This window comes from Variovorax sp. 10N432 (assembly GCF_056394465.1).
This window is the reverse complement of sequence record NZ_JBFTHX010000004.1, coordinates 23,164-40,938: the sequence shown is the minus strand read 5'-3', so window position 1 is coordinate 40,938 and position 17,775 is coordinate 23,164. Positions and strand designations below refer to the sequence as shown.

The window sequence follows — 17,775 nt, the reverse complement described above, 5'->3', positions numbered from 1 at the left end:
CCGATGGCCATGGGCGCGCTTGAGGGCGCATCCGTGCTCGGCCAAAGCACAACGAACGTTTTCATGACCCGTTTCGACGACATACAACTGCTGCGCATCAACTATTTGCGCGGCCCGAACCTCTGGACCTACCGGCCGGTGCTGGAAGTCTGGCTCGACCTCGGCGCGCTCGAGGACCACCCGTCCAACACCATTCCCGGCTTCACGGACCGCCTGACCACCCTGCTGCCGGCGCTGATCGAGCACCATTGCGGCGTCGGCGAGCGCGGCGGTTTCATCCAGCGCCTGACCGAAGGCACCTGGGCCGGCCACGTGCTGGAACACGTCGTCATCGAGCTGCTCAACCTGGCCGGCATGCCGACCGGCTTCGGCCAGACCCGCAGCACCTCGCAGCACGGCGTCTACCGGATGGTGTTCCGGGCCCGCGACGAGCAGGTCGCCCGGGTCGCGCTGGCCGAAGGCCACCGCCTGCTGATGTCGGCGATCAACGACCAGCCCTTCGGCGCCGCCGACGTCCAGCGCGCGGTCGATGCGGTCAAGGCCAAGGTCGAGGACTGCTACCTCGGCCCGAGCACCGCCTGCATCGTGGGCGCCGCCACCGACCGCGGCATCCCGCACCTGCGGCTCAACAGCGGCAACCTGGTGCAGTTGGGCTATGGCGCCAACCAGCAGCGCATCTGGACCGCCGAGACCGACTACACCAGCGCCATCGGCGAATCGATCGCCAGCGACAAGGAACTCACCAAGTCGCTGCTCGCCAGCTGCGGCGTGCCGGTGCCCGAAGGCCAGGTGGTGGCTAATGCCGAGGAAGCCTGGGAAGCCGCCGAGGACATCGGCCTGCCGGTGGCGGTCAAGCCCTCGGACGCCAACCATGGCCGCGGCGTCTCGCTCGAGCTCCACACCCGCGACGAAGTCATGGCCGCGTTCGCGGTCGCCGAGCCCGAAGGCAGCGACGTGATGGTCGAGCGCTTCGTGCGCGGTTCCGAACACCGCCTGCTGGTGGTCGGCGGCCAGGTGGTCGCGGCCGCGCGCGGCGAGATCATCACCGTGACCGGCGACGGCAGCGCGACCGTGGCCCAGCTGATCGACAGCCAGCTCAACAGCGATCCCCGGCGCGGCGCCGAGGAGGAATATCCGCTCGACGTGATCGTCCTCGACACCGACGCCAAGCTGCAGCTCGAACTCAAGCGCCAGGACCTCGACGGCGATGCCGTGCCCGCGGCAGGCCGGATCGTGACGATCCAGCGCAACGGCAACATGGCGATCGACTGCACCGACCAGGTGCATCCGGACGTGGCCCATGCGGCCGTGCTGGCCGCCCGCGTGGTCGGCCTGGACATCGCCGGCGTCGACCTGGTGGCCGAGGACATCTCGCGTCCGCTGGCCCCGCAGGGCGGCGCGATCGTCGAAGTCAACGCCGGCCCCGGGCTGCTGATGCACCTGAAGCCGGCCGTCGGCTCGCCGCGCCCGGTCGGCCGCGCCATCTGCGACCACCTCTTTCCGGACGACGCGCCGGGCCGCATCCCCGTGGTCGGCGTCGCCGGCTCGCAGGACACGGCCGTGCTGTCGCGCCTGGTGGCCTGGCTGATCGGCCTCGGCGGCCGCCACACGGGGCTGGCCTGCCGCGACGGGTTGTTCCTCGAACGGCGCCGGGTCGACGCCCGCGACAGCGCCCACTGGGAAGCCGGGCGCCGCCTGCTCGTGAACCGCGCCGTGCAGGCGGTGGTGATCGAGAACGGCGCCGAAACCATCCTGCGCGACGGCCTGGCCTACGACCGCTGCGAGGTCGGCATCGTGACCGACCTCGAAGGCGCCCAGGCGCTGGGCGAGTTCGACATCACCGAGAGCGACCAGATGGTCCGGGTGCTGCGCACCCAGGTCGACGTCGTGCTGCCCGAAGGCACCGCCGTGCTCAACGCCGGCGACCCGCGGGTCGCGGGCCTGGCGCCGCTGTGCGACGGCGATGTGATCCTCTATGCCGCCGACCCGCAGGCCGAGGCGCTGGCCAAGCACTGCGAAGCCGGCGGCAAGGCCGTGCTGGTGCGCCAGGACCGCGTCGTGCTGGCCAACGGCAGCAGCGAATCTTTCCTGCCCGGCCTCGGCCGGCTGACAGTCTGGCGCGCCACCCACGCGGGTGTCACCCTCGAAAGCCTGCTCGCCGCGGTCGCCGCCGGCTGGGCGCTGGGCATTCCGCTGAACCTGATCGGTGCCGGCGTCGAAGCCTTCGAAGCCGACCTGCAGGCGGCGCTGGCCTCGCTGCAGCTGTCGCAGACCCTGATCCCCACCGAACAACAATTTGCCTGACCGGCCGGGCCTGCGGGTCCGCCGGCGCCTGAACGCCATGGAAGTCACTCGCATCCGCGCCCTCCGGGGCCCGAACCTGTGGAGCCGCCACACCTGCATCGAGGCGATCGTCTCGTGCAGCCCCGAAGAATCCGCGATGGAGCGCCTGCCGGGCTTCGAAGACCGGCTGCGTGCGCTGTTCCCGACCATCGGCGAACTGCACCCGGTCGTGCTCGGCCAGCCGCTGGCGGTCGCGCACGTGCTCGAGAACGCCGCCGTCGCGCTGCAGGCCCAGGCCGGCTGCCCGGTCAACTTCGGCCACACCTCGCGCACCATCGACGAAGGCATCTACCAGGTCACCTTCCAGTACAGCGAGGAAGCCGTCGGCCGCCGTGCGCTGGAACTGGCCCAGGCCCTGATCGACGCCGCCCAGGGCGGCACCGAATTCGACGCCACCGCGGCGATCACCGAGCTGCGCGACCTCGACGAATCCGAGCGCCTCGGACCGAGCACCGGCTCGATCGTCGACGCGGCGGTCGCGCGCGGCATCCCCTACCGGCGACTCACCAGCGGCAGCCTGGTGCAGTTCGGCTGGGGCTCCAAGCAGCGCCGGATCCAGGCCGCCGAAGTCGACAGCACCAGCGGCGTCGCCGAGGCCATCGCGCAGGACAAGGAACTCACCAAGCAACTGCTCAACGCCGCCGGCGTGCCGGTGCCGCTGGGCCGGCCGGTGAGCGACGCCGACGACGGCTGGGCCGCGGCCCAGGAGATCGGCCTGCCGGTGGTGGTCAAGCCGCAGGACGGCAATCAGGGCAAGGGCGTCACGGTCAACATCACCAGCCGCGAGCAACTGCTGGCCGCCTATGACTCGGCCGCCGCCTACGGCGAAGTGATGGTTGAGAAATTCCTGCCCGGCTTCGACTTCCGCCTGCTGGTGGTCGGCGACCGGCTGGTGGCCGCCGCCCGCCGCGACCCGCCGCAGGTGATCGGCGACGGCGTCAAGTCGGTGCGCGAACTGGTCGAGCTGGTCAACCAGGACCCGCGCCGCGGCGAGGGCCACGCCACCTCGCTGACCAAGATCCGCCTCGACGACATCGCCATCGGCCGGCTCGAATCGCAGGGCCTCAAGCCCGACAGCGTGCCGGCGCTCGGCCAGCGCGTGGTGCTGCGCAACAACGCCAACCTGTCGACCGGCGGCACCGCCACCGACGTGACGGACACGGTGCACCCCGAAGTCGCGGCCCGCGCGGTCGACGCGGCCCAGATGGTCGGACTGCACATCTGCGGCGTCGACATGGTCTGCGAGAACGTGCTGCGCCCGCTCGAGGAGCAGCATGGCGGCGTGGTCGAGGTCAATGCCGCGCCAGGCCTGCGGATGCACATCTCGCCCTCGTTCGGCCGCGGCCGCGCGGTCGGCGAAGCGGTGATGGACACCCTCTTCGCCCACGGCGACGACGGCCGCATCCCGGTGGTCGCCGTCACCGGCACCAACGGCAAGACCACCACCGCGCGGCTTATCAACCACCTGCTGGCCGGCAGCGGACTGCGCACCGGCATGACCAACACCGACGGCGTCTACGTCGATGGCCGCCAGACCGACAGCGGCGACTGCAGCGGCCCGAAGAGCGCGCGCAACGTGCTGCTGCATCCCGACGTCGATGCCGCCGTGTTCGAGGTGGCGCGCGGCGGCGTGCTGCGCGAGGGCCTGGGCTTCGACCGCTGCCAGGTGGCGGTGGTGACCAACATCGGCAGCGGCGACCACCTCGGCCTCAACTACATCACCACCGTCGAGGACCTGGCGGTGCTCAAGCGCGTGATCGTGCGCAACGTGGCGCCCGGCGGCTACGCGGTGCTGAACGCGGCCGACCCCAACGTCGCGGCAATGGCCACCAGCTGCCCCGGCAGCGTGATCTTCTTCAGCGCCGACCGGACCCATCCGGTGATGGCCACCCACCGTGCGCAGGGCAAGCGCACCGTCTACGTCGACCAGGACGCGGTGGTCGCGGCCGAAGGCTCGTGGCGCGAACGGATCCCGCTGCGCGACGTGCAGATCACGCGCAACGGCACCATCGGCTTCCAGGTCGACAACGTGATGGCCTCGGTGGCCGCGGCCTGGGCCGTGGGCCTGGACTGGGACACCATCCGCAGCGGCCTCGCGAGCTTCAAGAACGACGCCGCCGGCGTGCCCGGCCGCTTCAACGTGATGGACTACCGCGGCGCAACCGTGATCGCCGACTACGGCCACAACACCGACGCCATGCGCGCGCTGGTGGCCGCGGTCGACACCATGCCGGCGAAGAAGCGCTCGGTGGTGATCAGCGGCGCCGGCGATCGCCGCGACTGCGACATTCGCGACCAGACCGCGATCCTCGGCCAGGCCTTCGACGACGTGATCCTCTACCAGGACGCCGCCCAGCGCGGCCGAGCCGACGGCGAGGTCATGGCGCTGCTGCGCCAAGGCCTGGAAGGCGCCGAGCGGACCCGCTTCATCGACGAGATCCGTGGCGAGTTCATCGCCATCGACAGTGCCCTGGCCCGGCTGCAGCCCGGCGACCTGTCGCTGATCCTGGTCGACCAGGTCGAGGAAGCGCTGGCCCACCTCGCCAAGCGCATCGCCGCCGGCTGAGTTGGCCCCCACGCTCCCCCACTGCGTGTGGGTCGCTGCCCCCCGAGGGGGCCGCAGGCCGCCTTGGGGCGGCCCGGCGCCGGCCTGAGCGCTCCCACGCTCCCTCTGACGCGAGCGTCTGTCCGACAGAAAAGCGCGCCTGCAGGACGCCGCGCGCGGCCCCCTCGTCCCACACGCTTCCTGAGCCCCGGCCCCCACAGTGGCGGCCTGGGGTGGCGCGAGTCCGCGCCGCCATGACTCAAGGAGTGACCATGAGAAACACACTGCGTTCCTGTTCCGCTGCCCTTCTGGCCGCCGGCAGCCTGTTCGGCGCCTCGGCCGCCTTCGCCGCCGGCGCCCCCCTCGGCAGCCTGCCCTGCGACGGCATGATGCAGGACCGCGCAGCCTGCCTGCGCGAGCGAGGCGCGGCCGCCGACACGGCGCGCCGCGGCGGCTTCCCCGCCCCGGACGCGGCCACCCTGCAGCAGAACGCGCTGGCCCGTTGCGCCCGCCAGCCGGCCGGCGACCGCGAGGCCTGCGAAGCCCGGGTCATGGATGGCACCGTCACCGGAAGCGTGCTGGGCGGCGGCGTGATCCGGCAGGCCGAAACGCCCGTGCGCTGAATCGTGTGACAAGCGGGGGAAACCCCAGGTTTGTCATGCGACTGTCACAATTCGCATGTGTCGGCTGGCTATAGTCATGGGAATGTACTAACGAGGAAGCCTTTCCCATGAACGCCATCAAGGTCGCCCGCCGATTCATCGAAACGGACCCGGCCGACGCGTCTGCAAAAATCCTCGCCCGACTGGTGCTGGCGCTCGAATCAGAGGCAAGTTTCGAGCTCGTCACGCTCTACGACCTCGACTACAAGAGCTTCCAGTTGGCCATGGACATCCTGAAGGAATGGCGTCTCGACCGCTACTACGCGAGCAAGTCCAAGCTGTACGATCTGTCGGTGCAGGTCAGCGAACTCAAGGAGTGAAGGCGGCGCCCGATGCAGTCGGGTCCCCGCGTGGCCCCGTGGTCGAATTCGAACTCAAGTTCCAGGTCGATGCCGCGCATCAGGCGGCGGTCGAAGCGGCGGTGGCGCGCGGGCGCTCGCACCGCGCGCATCTGCGCGCCCGCTACTACGACACCGCCGATGGCGCGCTGGCAGCGCAACATATCGTGCTCCGGGTGCGCAAGGAAGACGGTGCCTGGGTGCAAACCGCCAAGGCCCCGGGCGAGCGGCTGGTTGAGCGCCTCGAGCACAACGTCGAACTCCCGCCTGGCCGGGCCAGCGACACGCCGTTGCCCCTGGTCGGCCGGCATCACGGGACGCCGGTCGGCGAACGGATCGCCGAGGCCCTGCGCCAGGCCGGGCACGACCCCGCCGAAGTCGCGCTGGTGCCGCTGTACGGCACCGACGTCTGGCGCACCACGCGTGAGATGCGCAGCGGCGACGCGCTGGTCGAACTGGCCTTCGACCTCGGGTCGGTGCGCGCCGGCGACCGCACCCATCCGCTGCGCGAACTCGAGATCGAGCTCAAGCACGGGAGTCCGTCGTCGCTGCTCGAACTCGCCGGCCGCTGGCGCGCGCGCTACGGGCTCTGGCTCGACACCGTCTCCAAGGCAGAGCGCGGAGAGCGGCTGGCCCGCGGCGCCGAGCACGGCCCGCCGGTCAAGGCCACGGCGCCGCGGCTGGAGGCCGATGCGAGCGGTCCGCAGGTATTTCGTGCGGTGCTCGACAGCTGCCTGAGCCAGATTCTTCCGAACGCCAGCGAGGTCGCGGCCGAAAGCACCGACCCCGAGCACGTGCACCAGCTGCGCGTCGGCATCCGGCGCCTGCGCACCGCGCTGCGGGAGATGGCCGAGTTCGCGCCGGCCATCGATCCGGCCTGGGAGCCGGCGCTGGCCGAGACCTTCGGCGCGCTGGGCCGCCAGCGCGATCGCGAGCACGTGATGGGCAGCGTGCAACCGCAGCTGGAGGCCCATGGCGCACCGCCCTGCAGCATCGCCGCGGACTCGGACGCCACCCCTTCGGCCGCGGAGACGGTGCGGAGCCCGGCCTTCCAGGCGGCGCTGATGAACCTGATCGCCGCCTCCTTGCCCGCCGCCGCCGCGACCGACCCGGCTGCCAAGGCCCCCTCGGCCCGCAAGGCGCTGCGGGCCCGGCTCTCGAAGCTGCATCGACAGGTGCTGCGCGACGGCAAGCGCTTCGAAAGCCTCGGAGCGGTCGAGCAGCATCGCGTGCGCAAGCGTCTCAAGCGCCTTCGCTACCTGGGCGAGTTCGTGGCACCGCTGTTCGGGCGGCGCACCGCGGAGCGCTTCCTGGCGCAGCTGGAGCCGGCGCAGGATGCCCTCGGCGCCCACAACGATGCCGCGACCGCCATGGCCGCCTACCGCGCGCTTGCCGCAACGGACGGTGCGGCATGGTTCGCGGTCGGCTGGCTGGCGGCCAACCATCCGGCCAGCGCCAAGCAGTGCCGCAAGGCGCTCGCCAAGGTGGCCGAACTCACGCCGTTCTGGAAGTCCTGAAGCGGTCCGTCCAGGCCGCGCGGCTCAATGGGAGTGCCGCGGCACGGCCGCACCACGGCAGCCGACCAGGAAATCGAAGTCGCAGCCCTCGTCGGCCTGCAGCACATGGTCGACATACAGTCGCTGGTAGCCGCCGCCGGTCGCGGGTGCGGCGCGGCCGGCGATCGCCTGCAGGCGCTCGGCCAGTTCGGCGTCGTCGATGTCGAGATGCAGCCGTCCAGCCTCGCAGTCGAGCTCGATCCAGTCGCCGTCCTGCACCGCCGCCAGCGGGCCGCCGTCGGCCGCTTCAGGGGCCACATGCAGCACGACCGTGCCGTAGGCGGTGCCGCTCATGCGGGCGTCGGAGATCCGCACCATGTCCTTGACGCCCTGGCGCAGCAGCTTGGGCGGCAGGCCCATGTTGCCGACCTCGGCCATGCCCGGGTAGCCCTTCGGCCCGCAGTTCTTCAAGACCATCACCGAGCTGGCGTCGATCTCGAGTGAGTCGTCGACGATGCGCGCCTTGTAGTGCTCGAGATTCTCGAACACCACCGCCCGGCCCCGGTGCCTGAGCAGTTCGGGCGAAGCGGCCGAGGGCTTGAGCACCGCGCCGCGCGACGCCAGGTTGCCGCGCAGGATGCACATGCCGCCATCGGCGACCAGCGGCCTGTCCAGCGGCCGGATCACCTCGTCGTTGAAGCTCGGCGCCTCGCGCACGTTGTCCCAAAGCGAACGGCCGTTGACGGTCAGCGCGCCGGGATGCGGCAGCAGGCCATGCTCGCCCAGGCGTCGCAGCACGGCCGGCAGGCCGCCGGCGTAGTAGAACTCCTCCATCAGGAAGCGGCCCGAGGGCATCAGGTCGACCAGGGTCGGCGTGCCGCGGCCGAAGCGGGTCCAGTCCTCGAGTTCGAGCGCGACGCCGATCCGGCCCGCGATCGCCTTCAGGTGGATCACCGCATTGGTCGAGCCGCCGATCGCCGCGTTGACGCGGATCGCATTCTCGAAGGCCTCGCGGGTCAGGATCTTCGACAGCGTGAGCCCCTCGCGCGCCATCTCGACCGCGCGCATGCCCGACATCTGCGCCAGCACGTAGCGCCGCGCATCGACCGCCGGGATCGCCGCGTTGTGCGGCAGCGAGGCGCCCAGCGCCTCGGCCATGCAGGCCATGGTCGAGGCCGTGCCCATGGTGTTGCAAGTGCCCGCCGAACGCGACATGCCGGCCTCGGCCGACAGAAACTGGTGCAGGTCGATCTCGCCGGCCTTCATCGACTCGTGCAGCTGCCAGACGGCGGTGCCGGAGCCGATGTCGCGGCCCTCGAGCTTGCCGTTGAGCATCGGTCCGCCGGTGACGACGATCGCCGGGATGTCGCAGCTGGCGGCCCCCATCAGCAGCGCCGGCGTGGTCTTGTCGCAGCCGGTGAGCAGCACCACGGCATCGATCGGGTTGCCGCGGATCGCCTCCTCGACGTCCATGCTGGCGAGGTTGCGCGTCAGCATCGCGGTCGGACGCAGGTTGGACTCCCCGTTGGAGAACACCGGGAACTCGACCGGAAAGCCGTTTGCTTCTGATATACCGCGCTTGACGTGCTCGGCAATCTTGCGGAAGTGCGCATTGCAGGGCGTCAGCTCGGACCAGGTGTTGCAGATGCCGATGATCGGCCGGCCGTCGAACTCGTGGTCCGGAATGCCCTGGTTCTTCATCCAGCTGCGGTACATGAAGCCGTTCTTGTCGGCCGGGCCGAACCATTCGGCGGAGCGCAGCTTCCGGGTCGGGGTGTCAGGCATGCCGTGGCCTCAGTGGGTACCGGTGCCGCGCGCCGTGAACAGGCGCTGCAGCAGGCAGAAGACGAACAGCAGCACGCCCACCACGATGCGGGTCCACCACGAGCTCAGCGTGCCGTCGAAGGAGATCAGGGTCTGGATGATGCCCAGCATGAGCACGCCGAACAGCGTGCCCACCACGTAGCCGACCCCGCCGGTGAGCAGGGTGCCGCCGATCACCACCGCGGCGATGGCGTCGAGCTCGAGGCCGATCGCATGCAGGCCGTAGCCCGACAACATGTAGAAGGTGAAGACCACGCCGCCCAGCGCCGAGCAGAAGCCCGACAGCGTGTAGACGCCGACCACGGTCGAGCGCACCGGCAGGCCCATCAGCAGCGCCGACTGCTCGCTGCCGCCGATGGCGTACACCGCGCGGCCGAAGGGCGTGAAGTGGGCGATGAACACCGCCAGCGCCACCACCGCCAGCGCGATCAGCGCCGACACCGACAGCGAGGCATCGCCCCACACCGGCAGCCGCCACTGCGAGACCTTGGCATAGAACTCGTTGGTGATGCTGATCGAGTCGATGCTGATCAAGTAGCACAGGCCGCGCGCGAGGAACATGCCGGCCAGGGTCACGATGAAGGGCTGCAGCCGGAAGCGCTCGATCAGCAGGCCCATGAAGGCGCCGAAGGCCGTGCCCATCGCCAGCACCAGCGGAATCACCAGCGCCGGGCTCCAGCCGTGCTTCTCGACCAGCGAGGCCGAGACCATGGTGGTCAGCGCGATCACCGAGCCGACCGACAGGTCGATGCCGCCCGACAGGATCACGAAGGTCATGCCGACCGCGACGATGCACACGAAGGCGTTGTCGATCAGCAGGTTCAGGAACACCTGCGGCGAGAAGAAGCCGTCGTAGAAGACCGACCCCAGGGTCGCCATCAGCATGAACAGCGAGATCGTCGCCGCCAGCGGCAGGTATTTGGGATTGAAGCGCGCGCCGGCCGGCCGGCCGCGCGACGCCGCGTTCGCGCCATCGGCCGCCGCGGCTTCGTTCGACACCAGCGCGCTCATCGCGTCGCCCCCCCATGCGCCGGCCGCACCGCCAGCTGCCGCAGACAGGCCCGGAACTCCGCCGACTGCAGCAGCATCACCACGAACACCACCACCGCCTTGACCACCAGGTTGATCTCGGGCGGCACACCGAGCGAATAGATCGCGTAAGTCAGGGTCTGGATGATCAGCGCGCCGATCACGCTGCCGACCAGGCTGAAGCGCCCGCCCGTGAGCGCGGTGCCGCCGAGCGTCACGGCCAGGATGGCGTCGAGTTCGAGCAATTGGCCGGCGTTGTTGCCGTCCGCGCTCTTGACGTTGGAGCTGATCAGCAGGCCCGCGACGCCGGCGCAGAAGCCGCAGAACATGTAGGCGCCGACCACGATGCGGCGCGCCCGCACGCCGGCGACCCGGGCCGCGCCCGGATTGATGCCCACCGCCTGGATGAAGAGGCCGAGCGCGCTGCGCGTGATCGCGAGGTACAGCAGCGCGAAGACGATGGCCGCGACGTAGACCGAGAACGGCAGCCCGAACAGATAGCCGCTGCCGATGAAGAAGAAGGGCGCGTAGTAGATGGTGATGATCTGCCCGCCGGTGATCAGTTGCGCGATGCCGCGCCCGGCCACCATCAGGATCAGGGTCGCGATGATCGGCTGCATGCCGACGCGAGCGACCAGCAGGCCATTCCAGAGACCGCAGGCCAGCGCGGCGCCGAGCGCGCCCACGATCGCCAGCCACATCGGGAAGCGGCTCACCTGCGCCGCCGCGCCATTGCTGACCACCAGCGAGCCGCCGATCATCCAGGCCGCGATGGCCGCCGCGATCGCCACCACCGCGCCGACCGAGATGTCGATGCCGCGGGTGGCGATCACCAGCGTCATGCCGAGCGACACCAGCACCAGCGGCGCGGCACGGTTCAGGATGTCGATCAGGCTGCCGTAGAGATGGCCGCTGCGCCATTCGAGATGCAGGAAGCTCGGGTTGAAGGCCGCGTTGATCGCCAGCAGCAGCAGCAGCGTGACCAGCGGCCAGGCGAGGCGGTGTTTGAACGATTGCGTCATGTCTCCGCCGCGATCAGTTCGTAGACCGCGTCCTCGCTGCTGCCGCCCGGCAGTTCGCCGACCTTGCGCCGCTCGCGCAGCACCGCGATGCGGTGCGACACCCGCACCACCTCGTTCATTTCGGACGAGATGAACAGCACCGCCATGCCGCCGCGTGCGAGCCGCAGGATCTCGTCCATGATCTCCTGCTTGGCCGCGACGTCGATGCCCCGGGTCGGCTCGTCGAGGATCAGCAGCCGCGGCTCGATCGCCAGCCAGCGCGCCAGCACCGCCTTCTGCTGGTTGCCACCCGACAGCAGGCCGATCGGCGTCTCGATGCTGGCGGTCTTGATGCCGAGCGCCTTCACGAAGCGCTCGGCCAAGGCGGCCTGCTCGGCGCGCGACAGCGTGTTGCGCACGCCGCGCCGCGCCTGCAGCGCCAGCGCGATGTTCTCCCGCACCGACAGCTCGGCCACGATGCCGTCGGTCTTGCGCTCCTCGGGGCACAGCGCGATGCCGTGCCTCACGGCATCGGCCGGGCTCGCCAGCTCGACCGCGACGCCATCGACGCGCAGGCGCCCCTGGTCGGGCCTGGCCAGCCCGAACAGCAGCCGGGCCAGTTCGGTGCGGCCGGCGCCGAGCAAGCCGGCCAGGCCCACCACCTCGCCGGCGCGCACTTGCAAGTCGACCGGCTGCAGCTGCCCGCGCTGGCCCAGGCCCTCGGCCTCCAGCAGGGCCGGCGCCGTGGCCTCGATCGCCGGCAGTTCGGCATGGCCGCTCGCCTGGGCCGCGAACTCGCGGCCGACCATCGCCGAGATCAGGGCCTGCGGTCCCAGATCGGCGGTCGGCCACTCGCCCACCCAGCCGCCGTTGCGCAGCACCGTGATGCGGTCCGACACCGCATAGACCTGGTTCAGGAAGTGGGTGACGAACAGGATCGCGAGGCCCTGCCCCCGCAGCCGGCGCAGCACCGCGAACAGGCTCTTGACTTCCTCGTCGTCCAGGCTCGAGGTCGGCTCGTCGAGGATCAGCACCTTCGACGAGAGGCCCAGCGCACGCGCGATCGCCACCATCTGCTGCACCGCCACCGAGTAGCTCGACAGCAGCTGCGTGACATCGATGTCGATGTCGAGCCGCGCCAGCAGCGCCCGTGCTTCGCGGTGCACCGCGGCCCAGTCGATGCGCCAGCCCTGGGCCGGGCCGCGACGCGGATAGCGGCCGGCGAAGATGTTCTCGGCCACCGACAGGTTGGGGCAGAGATTGACCTCCTGGTAGACCGTGCTGATGCCCAGGTGCTGGGCGTCGAGCGGCGAGTCCGGCCGGATCGGCTGGCCGGCCAGCGCCATCTCGCCGGCATCGGCCGCATAGACCCCCGTGAGCACCTTGATCAAGGTCGACTTGCCGGCCCCGTTCTGCCCCAGCAGGGCATGGATCTCGCCGGCACGCAGGCGCAGCGAGACGCCCGACAGTGCCGGCACGCCGTTGAAGCGTTTGTCGATGCCCGTGAGCAGCAGCACGGGCGCGCCGGTTGAAATGTCCATGCTATTTGTTCTTGTTGTAGACATCGACGAACACCGCCGCCAGCAGCACCAGCCCCTTGATCACCTGCTGGTAGTCGATGCCGATGCCGAGGATCGACATGCCGTTGTTCATCACGCCCATGATGAAGGCGCCGATGACCGCGCCCATCACGCGGCCGACGCCGCCCGAGGCCGACGCCCCGCCGATGAAACAGGCCGCGATCACGTCGAGTTCGAAGCCGAGGCCGGCCTTCGGCGTCGCCGTGTTGAGCCGGGCCGCGAACACCAGGCCGGCGAGCGCCGCCAGCACGCCCATGTTGACGAAGGTCAGGAAGGCCAGCCGCTGGGTCTTGACGCCCGACAGCCGGGCCGCCTTCTCGTTGCCGCCCAGCGCGTAGATGCGCCGGCCCACGGTGGTGCGGTTGGTGACGAAGTCGTAGGCGACGATCAGTACCGACATCACGATCAGCACGTTCGGCAGGCCCTTGTAGGTCGCCAGCAGGTAGCTCAGCAGCAGGATGACGGCGGCGAAGAACAGGTTCTTGCCGAGGAAGAAGACGTAGGGTTCGGTCTCCATGCCGTGCTTGGCCAGCTTGGCCCGGCCGCGCAGCTTGAAGAAGACCAGCGCCGCGGCGGCGAGCGCGCCGAGCAGCAGCGAGGTGGAGCGCAGGCTCTCGCCGCCCAGCGGGTCGGGCACGAAGCCCGAGCTGAGCTTCTGGAAGGCCTCCGGGAAAGGGCCCACCGACTGGCCCGCGAGCAGCGCCAGGGTCAGGCCCTTGAACACCAGCATGCCGGCCAGCGTGACGATGAACGACGGGATCCGGAAGAAGGCCACGAACCAGCCCTGCGCCGCGCCGATCGCGCCGCCGGCGATGAGGCAGACGATGAAGGTCGGCACGAAGTGCCATTCATACTCGACCATCAGCACCGCCGCCAGCGCGCCGATGAAGCCGCACACCGAGCCCACCGACAGGTCGATGTGGCCGGCCACGATCACCAGCAGCATGCCCAGCGCCATGATCACGATGTAGCTGTTCTGCAGCAGCAGGTTGGTGAGGTTCAGCGGCCGCATCAGGGTGCCGTCGGTCAGCACCTGGAACAGCACCATGATCGCGACCAGCGACATCAGCATGCCGTACTCGCGCAGGTTGTTCTTGAGGAAGCCGGCGTGGGCGCCGGGCGCCGCCGGCGCCAGGTGGGTGGCGGCCTTCACGGCCTCGACTTCAGGCGGCATGGACGCTGCTCCCGGAAGCGACTATGACGCGCATGATCTTCTCCTGCGAGGCCTCTGCGGCCGGAAACTCGGCGACGAAGCGCCCCTCGTTCATCACGTAGATGCGGTCGCACATGCCGAGCAGCTCGGGCAGTTCCGACGAAATCATGAGGATGCCTTTCCCTTCGCTCGCAAGCCGTTCGATGATGGTGTAGATCTCGTACTTGGCGCCGACGTCGATGCCGCGCGTGGGCTCGTCGAGGATCAGCAGCTCGGGCTGGGCGAACAGCCATTTGCTCAGCACCACCTTCTGCTGGTTGCCGCCCGAGAGGTTGACCACGCGCTGGTCCACGCCGGCACAGCGGATGTTGAGCGCGCGCCGGTAGTCGTTCGCGACCTTGAACTCCCGGCCGTCGTCGATCACCCCGCGCTCGGAGACGGCAGCCAGGTTGGCGAGGCTCACGTTCTTGCGGATGTCCTCCTCCAGCACCAGCCCGGCGCTCTTGCGGTCCTCGGTGACGTAGGCGATGCCGTGGTCGATCGCCTTGCGGATGGTGCTCACATCGACTTCCTTGCCGTGCATGTGCACCGAGCCGCTGATGCGCTGTCCGTAGGAGCGCCCGAACACGCTCATCGCGAACTCGGTGCGGCCCGCGCCCATCAGCCCTGCGATGCCGACGATCTCGCCGCGCCGCACGTGCAGGTCGACGCCCTTGATCTGCTCGCGATCGGCGTGCAGCGCGTGGTGCACGTGCCAGTCGCGCACTTCGAAGATGGTCTCGCCGATGTCCGGCCTGCGCTCCGGGTAGCGGTGCGCCATGTCGCGCCCGACCATGCCGCGGATGATGCGGTCCTCGCTGATCGGCGCGCCGCGGCAGTCCATGGTCTCGACGGTCGCGCCGTCGCGCAGCACGGTGATCGAATCGGCCACCTTGGCGATCTCGTTGAGCTTGTGCGAGATGAGGATCGACGCGATGCCCTGCGCCTTCAGCTCCAGCAGCAGGCGCAGCAGGGCATCGCTGTCGCTCTCGTTCAGGCTCGCGGTCGGCTCGTCGAGGATCAGCAGCTTGACCTCTTTCGAGAGCGCCTTCGCGATCTCGACCAGCTGCTGCTTGCCGACGCCCAGGTTGGTGATCAGCGCCGTCGGCGGCTCCTTGAGCCCGACCTTGGCCAGCAGGGCGCGGGTGCGGGCATAGGCCTCGAACCAGTCGATCACGCCCCCGCGCGCCGTCTCGTTCCCGAGGAAGATGTTCTCCGCGATCGACAGCAGCGGCACCAGCGCCAGCTCCTGGTGGATGATGATGATGCCGAGCTTCTCGCTGTCGGAGATGTCCTTGAAGCGGCGCAGCTGGCCCTCGAAGTGGATCTCGCCCTGGTACGAGTCGCAGGGATACACGCCGCTCAGGACCTTCATCAGCGTCGACTTGCCCGCGCCGTTCTCGCCGACCACGGCATGGATCTCGCCCGCGCGCACCGCGAGATTGACGTTGTCCAGCGCGTTCACGCCCGGAAAGGTCTTGGTGATGCCGCGCATCTCCAGGATCACATCGTTCACCGTGGCTCCTTCCACCCGCACGCCGTTCACCGGCCTACTTGATCTGGCTCTCCTTGTAGTAGCCGCTGTCGACCAGCGTCTGCTTCCAGTTCGAGGCATCGACGCTGACCGGCTTCAGCAGGTACGACGGCACGACCTTGACGCCGTTGTTGTAGGTCTTGGTGTCGTTCACCTCGGGCGTCTTGCCGGCCAGCATCGCGTCCACCATGCCCACCGTCACCTTCGCCAGTTCGCGCGTGTCCTTGAACACGGTCGAGGTCTGCTCCTTCTTCAGGATCGACTTGACCGACGGCACCTCGGCGTCCTGGCCGGTCACCACCGGCATCGGCTGCTGCGCCGAGCCATAGCCCACGCCCTTGAGCGACGAGATGATGCCGATCGACAGGCCGTCGTACGGAGACAGCACCGCGTCGACCCGGTCCTTGGTGTAGTAGGCCGACAGCAGGTTGTCCATCCGGGCCTGCGCCACCGCGCCGTCCCAGCGCAGGGTCGAGACCTTGTCCATGCCCATCTGCTTGCTGCGCACCACCAGCTTGCCGCTGTCGATATAGGGCTTGAGCACCGACATCGCGCCGTTGTAGAAGAAGAAGGCGTTGTTGTCGTCGGGCGAGCCGCCGAACAGCTCGATGTTGTAGGGGCCCTTGCCCTCCTTGAGCTTGAGCGCGTTCTCGATGTAGCTGGCCTGCAGCACCCCGACCTGGTAGTTGTCGAAGGTGGCGTAGTAGTCGACGTTCTTCGAGCCCTTGATGAGCCGGTCGTAGGCGATCACCTTGACGCCCTTGTCGGCCGCCTTCTGCAGCACGTCCGACAGCGTCGTGCCGTCGATGGCCGCGATCACCAGCACCTTGGCGCCCTTGGTCACCATGTTCTCGACCTGCGCCAGCTGGTTCGGGATGTCGTCGTCGGCGTACTGCAGGTCGGTCTTGTAGCCCTTCTCGTTGAAGTACTTGACCATGTTCGAACCGTCGGCGATCCAGCGCGCCGACGACTTGGTCGGCATCGAGATCGCGACCAGGCCCTTGTCCTGGGCCTGTGCCAGCGGCGCCAGGCCGAACAGTCCCAGGGCGGCGCCGGCCAGCAGGGTCTTGATGAAAGTGCGTTTCATGAGAAGGTCTCCTAGTTGTATTTGCGGACGCGCGGCGCTGCGCTGTCGCACGGCGCCGCGCGCGGTCTCAGTACTTGCGGTTCGGGAATTCGGCTTTGGCGACTTCCATCGGGAAGATCCCTTCCTTGGTCAGGATGCGCTTGGGCAGCGGCTTGCCGGCCTTGATGTCGGCCACCGCGGCCATCAGCTGCGGGCCCAGCAGCGGGCTGCACTCGACCGAGACATTGAGCTTGCCGGCCATCATGGCCTCGAAGGCGCCCTTCACGGCGTCGATCGAGATGATGATGATGTCCTGCGCCGGCTTCATTCCGGCTTCCTCGATGGCCTGGATCGCGCCGATCGCCATGTCGTCGTTGTGCGCGAACAGCACGTTGATCTTCTTGCCCTCGGCCTTCAGGAAGGCTTCCATCACCTCCTTGCCCTTGGCGCGCGTGAAGTCGCCGGTCTGCGAGCGGATGATCTTGAACTTCGGGTCGGCCTTGATGATCTCCTCGAAGCCCTTCTTGCGGTCGATCGCCGGCGCCGAGCCCACCGTGCCCTGCAGCTCGACGATGTTGATCGGGCCGGGGTTGCCCTTTTCCTTCTCGACCAGCCAGCGGCCGGCCTTGCGGCCTTCCTCGACGAAGTCCGAGCCCATGAAGGTGACATAGAGCGAGTCGTCCTTGGTGTTGACCGAGCGGTCGGTCAGCACCACCGGGATCTTGGCCGCCTTGGCCTCGAGCAGCACCGTGTCCCAGCCCGACTCGACCACCGGCGAGAAGGCGATGACGTCGACCTTCTGCGCGATGTACGAGCGGATCGCCTTGATCTGGTTCTCCTGCTTCTGCTGCGCATCCGAGAACTTGAGCTCGACCCCGGCGTCGGCCGCGGCCGACTTGATCGACTCGGTGTTGGCGGTGCGCCATTCGCTTTCGGCGCCGACCTGGGCGAAGCCGAGCACCGGCTTCTTCTGCGCCAGGGCCGTGGCCGGCAGCAGCGAGGACAACGTGGCGGATGCGAGCGCGATATTGAGCGTGCGACGGTTCAGTTTCATGATGTCTCCTGGTTGGCGTGGTGAAAAGGCTCTTGTTGGTTCTCTTGTTTGTTATTGGTTGAGGACAGAGCAAAAACTGCTGCGCAGTTTCTTGATCTGTCCCGCAAGGTC

At 69.0% G+C, this 17,775-nt stretch carries 13 protein-coding genes; 5 read left to right on the top strand and 8 right to left on the bottom strand.

Annotated features, from left to right (window positions below; all coding sequences use genetic code 11):
* Positions 1-63: 63 nt before the first annotated feature.
* From AC1DF3_RS06185 to AC1DF3_RS06165, 5 genes are all read left to right on the top strand, one after another.
* Positions 64-2,304 (top strand): cyanophycin synthetase, encoded by a 2,241-nt coding sequence (locus tag AC1DF3_RS06185; protein ID WP_478139149.1) that lies wholly within the window; start codon positions 64-66, stop codon positions 2,302-2,304.
* Positions 2,305-2,341: 37 nt separating this feature from the next.
* The gene (gene cphA, locus AC1DF3_RS06180; RefSeq protein WP_478139148.1) at positions 2,342-4,909 is read left to right on the top strand and encodes a cyanophycin synthetase; all 2,568 of its coding nucleotides are present in this window, start codon (positions 2,342-2,344) and stop codon (positions 4,907-4,909) included.
* 251 nt (positions 4,910-5,160) lie between these two features.
* Positions 5,161-5,511, top strand: coding sequence for a hypothetical protein (locus AC1DF3_RS06175; RefSeq protein WP_286523618.1), 351 nt, complete (start codon positions 5,161-5,163; stop codon positions 5,509-5,511).
* 107 nt (positions 5,512-5,618) lie between these two features.
* Positions 5,619-5,870, top strand: coding sequence for a hypothetical protein (locus AC1DF3_RS06170; RefSeq protein WP_286504736.1), 252 nt, complete (start codon positions 5,619-5,621; stop codon positions 5,868-5,870).
* Positions 5,871-5,908: 38 nt separating this feature from the next.
* Entirely contained in the window at positions 5,909-7,405 is a 1,497-nt protein-coding gene (locus AC1DF3_RS06165) for a CYTH and CHAD domain-containing protein (protein WP_478139147.1), read from the top strand.
* 24 nt (positions 7,406-7,429) lie between these two features.
* On the opposite strand, the gene AC1DF3_RS06160 is transcribed toward AC1DF3_RS06165, so the two are convergent.
* The 8 genes from AC1DF3_RS06160 to AC1DF3_RS06125 form a co-directional block, all read right to left on the bottom strand.
* Positions 7,430-9,169, bottom strand: a complete 1,740-nt coding sequence (locus tag AC1DF3_RS06160) for an IlvD/Edd family dehydratase (RefSeq protein WP_478139146.1) — start codon at positions 9,167-9,169, stop codon at positions 7,430-7,432.
* Between the two features lie 9 nt (positions 9,170-9,178).
* Entirely contained in the window at positions 9,179-10,219 is a 1,041-nt protein-coding gene (yjfF, locus tag AC1DF3_RS06155) for a galactofuranose ABC transporter, permease protein YjfF (RefSeq protein ID WP_478139145.1), read from the bottom strand.
* Positions 10,216-11,259, bottom strand: coding sequence for an ABC transporter permease (locus AC1DF3_RS06150; RefSeq protein WP_478139144.1), 1,044 nt, complete (start codon positions 11,257-11,259; stop codon positions 10,216-10,218). The genes yjfF and AC1DF3_RS06150 overlap by 4 nt, the downstream gene beginning before the upstream one ends.
* A complete protein-coding gene (locus AC1DF3_RS06145; protein WP_478139143.1) occupies positions 11,256-12,779 on the bottom strand; it encodes a sugar ABC transporter ATP-binding protein in 1,524 nt (507 codons plus the stop codon). The genes AC1DF3_RS06150 and AC1DF3_RS06145 overlap by 4 nt, the downstream gene beginning before the upstream one ends.
* A 1-nt stretch (position 12,780) precedes the next feature.
* Complete coding sequence (gene mmsB, locus AC1DF3_RS06140) at positions 12,781-13,992, bottom strand: multiple monosaccharide ABC transporter permease (RefSeq protein WP_286538036.1); 1,212 nt, start codon at positions 13,990-13,992, stop codon at positions 12,781-12,783.
* Positions 13,982-15,505 (bottom strand): multiple monosaccharide ABC transporter ATP-binding protein, encoded by a 1,524-nt coding sequence (gene mmsA / locus AC1DF3_RS06135; protein WP_286538059.1) that lies wholly within the window; start codon positions 15,503-15,505, stop codon positions 13,982-13,984. The genes mmsB and mmsA overlap by 11 nt, the downstream gene beginning before the upstream one ends.
* A gap of 55 nt (positions 15,506-15,560) precedes the next feature.
* Complete coding sequence (chvE, locus tag AC1DF3_RS06130; RefSeq protein WP_286523629.1) at positions 15,561-16,631, bottom strand: multiple monosaccharide ABC transporter substrate-binding protein; 1,071 nt, start codon at positions 16,629-16,631, stop codon at positions 15,561-15,563.
* Positions 16,632-16,698: 67 nt separating this feature from the next.
* Positions 16,699-17,664: an ABC transporter substrate-binding protein gene (locus AC1DF3_RS06125; RefSeq protein WP_478139142.1), complete on the bottom strand. Its 966-nt coding sequence runs from the start codon at positions 17,662-17,664 to the stop codon at positions 16,699-16,701.
* Between the last annotated feature and the right edge of the window lie 111 nt (positions 17,665-17,775).

What these genes read in the sequence shown, in the direction of transcription:
- mmsB (WP_286538036.1), bottom strand. Translation starts at nt 13,992, where the DNA reads ATGCCGCCTGAAGTCGAGGCCGTGAAGGCCGCCACCCACCTGGCGCCG.
- cphA (WP_478139148.1), top strand. Translation starts at nt 2,342, where the DNA reads ATGGAAGTCACTCGCATCCGCGCCCTCCGGGGCCCGAACCTGTGGAGC.
- AC1DF3_RS06185 (WP_478139149.1), top strand. Translation starts at nt 64, where the DNA reads ATGACCCGTTTCGACGACATACAACTGCTGCGCATCAACTATTTGCGC.
- yjfF (WP_478139145.1), bottom strand. Translation starts at nt 10,219, where the DNA reads ATGAGCGCGCTGGTGTCGAACGAAGCCGCGGCGGCCGATGGCGCGAAC.
- AC1DF3_RS06170 (WP_286504736.1), top strand. Translation starts at nt 5,619, where the DNA reads ATGAACGCCATCAAGGTCGCCCGCCGATTCATCGAAACGGACCCGGCC.
- chvE (WP_286523629.1), bottom strand. Translation starts at nt 16,631, where the DNA reads ATGAAACGCACTTTCATCAAGACCCTGCTGGCCGGCGCCGCCCTGGGA.
- mmsA (WP_286538059.1), bottom strand. Translation starts at nt 15,505, where the DNA reads ATGCGCGGCATCACCAAGACCTTTCCGGGCGTGAACGCGCTGGACAAC.
- AC1DF3_RS06145 (WP_478139143.1), bottom strand. Translation starts at nt 12,779, where the DNA reads ATGGACATTTCAACCGGCGCGCCCGTGCTGCTGCTCACGGGCATCGAC.
- AC1DF3_RS06125 (WP_478139142.1), bottom strand. Translation starts at nt 17,664, where the DNA reads ATGAAACTGAACCGTCGCACGCTCAATATCGCGCTCGCATCCGCCACG.
- AC1DF3_RS06160 (WP_478139146.1), bottom strand. Translation starts at nt 9,169, where the DNA reads ATGCCTGACACCCCGACCCGGAAGCTGCGCTCCGCCGAATGGTTCGGC.
- AC1DF3_RS06150 (WP_478139144.1), bottom strand. Translation starts at nt 11,259, where the DNA reads ATGACGCAATCGTTCAAACACCGCCTCGCCTGGCCGCTGGTCACGCTG.
- AC1DF3_RS06175 (WP_286523618.1), top strand. Translation starts at nt 5,161, where the DNA reads ATGAGAAACACACTGCGTTCCTGTTCCGCTGCCCTTCTGGCCGCCGGC.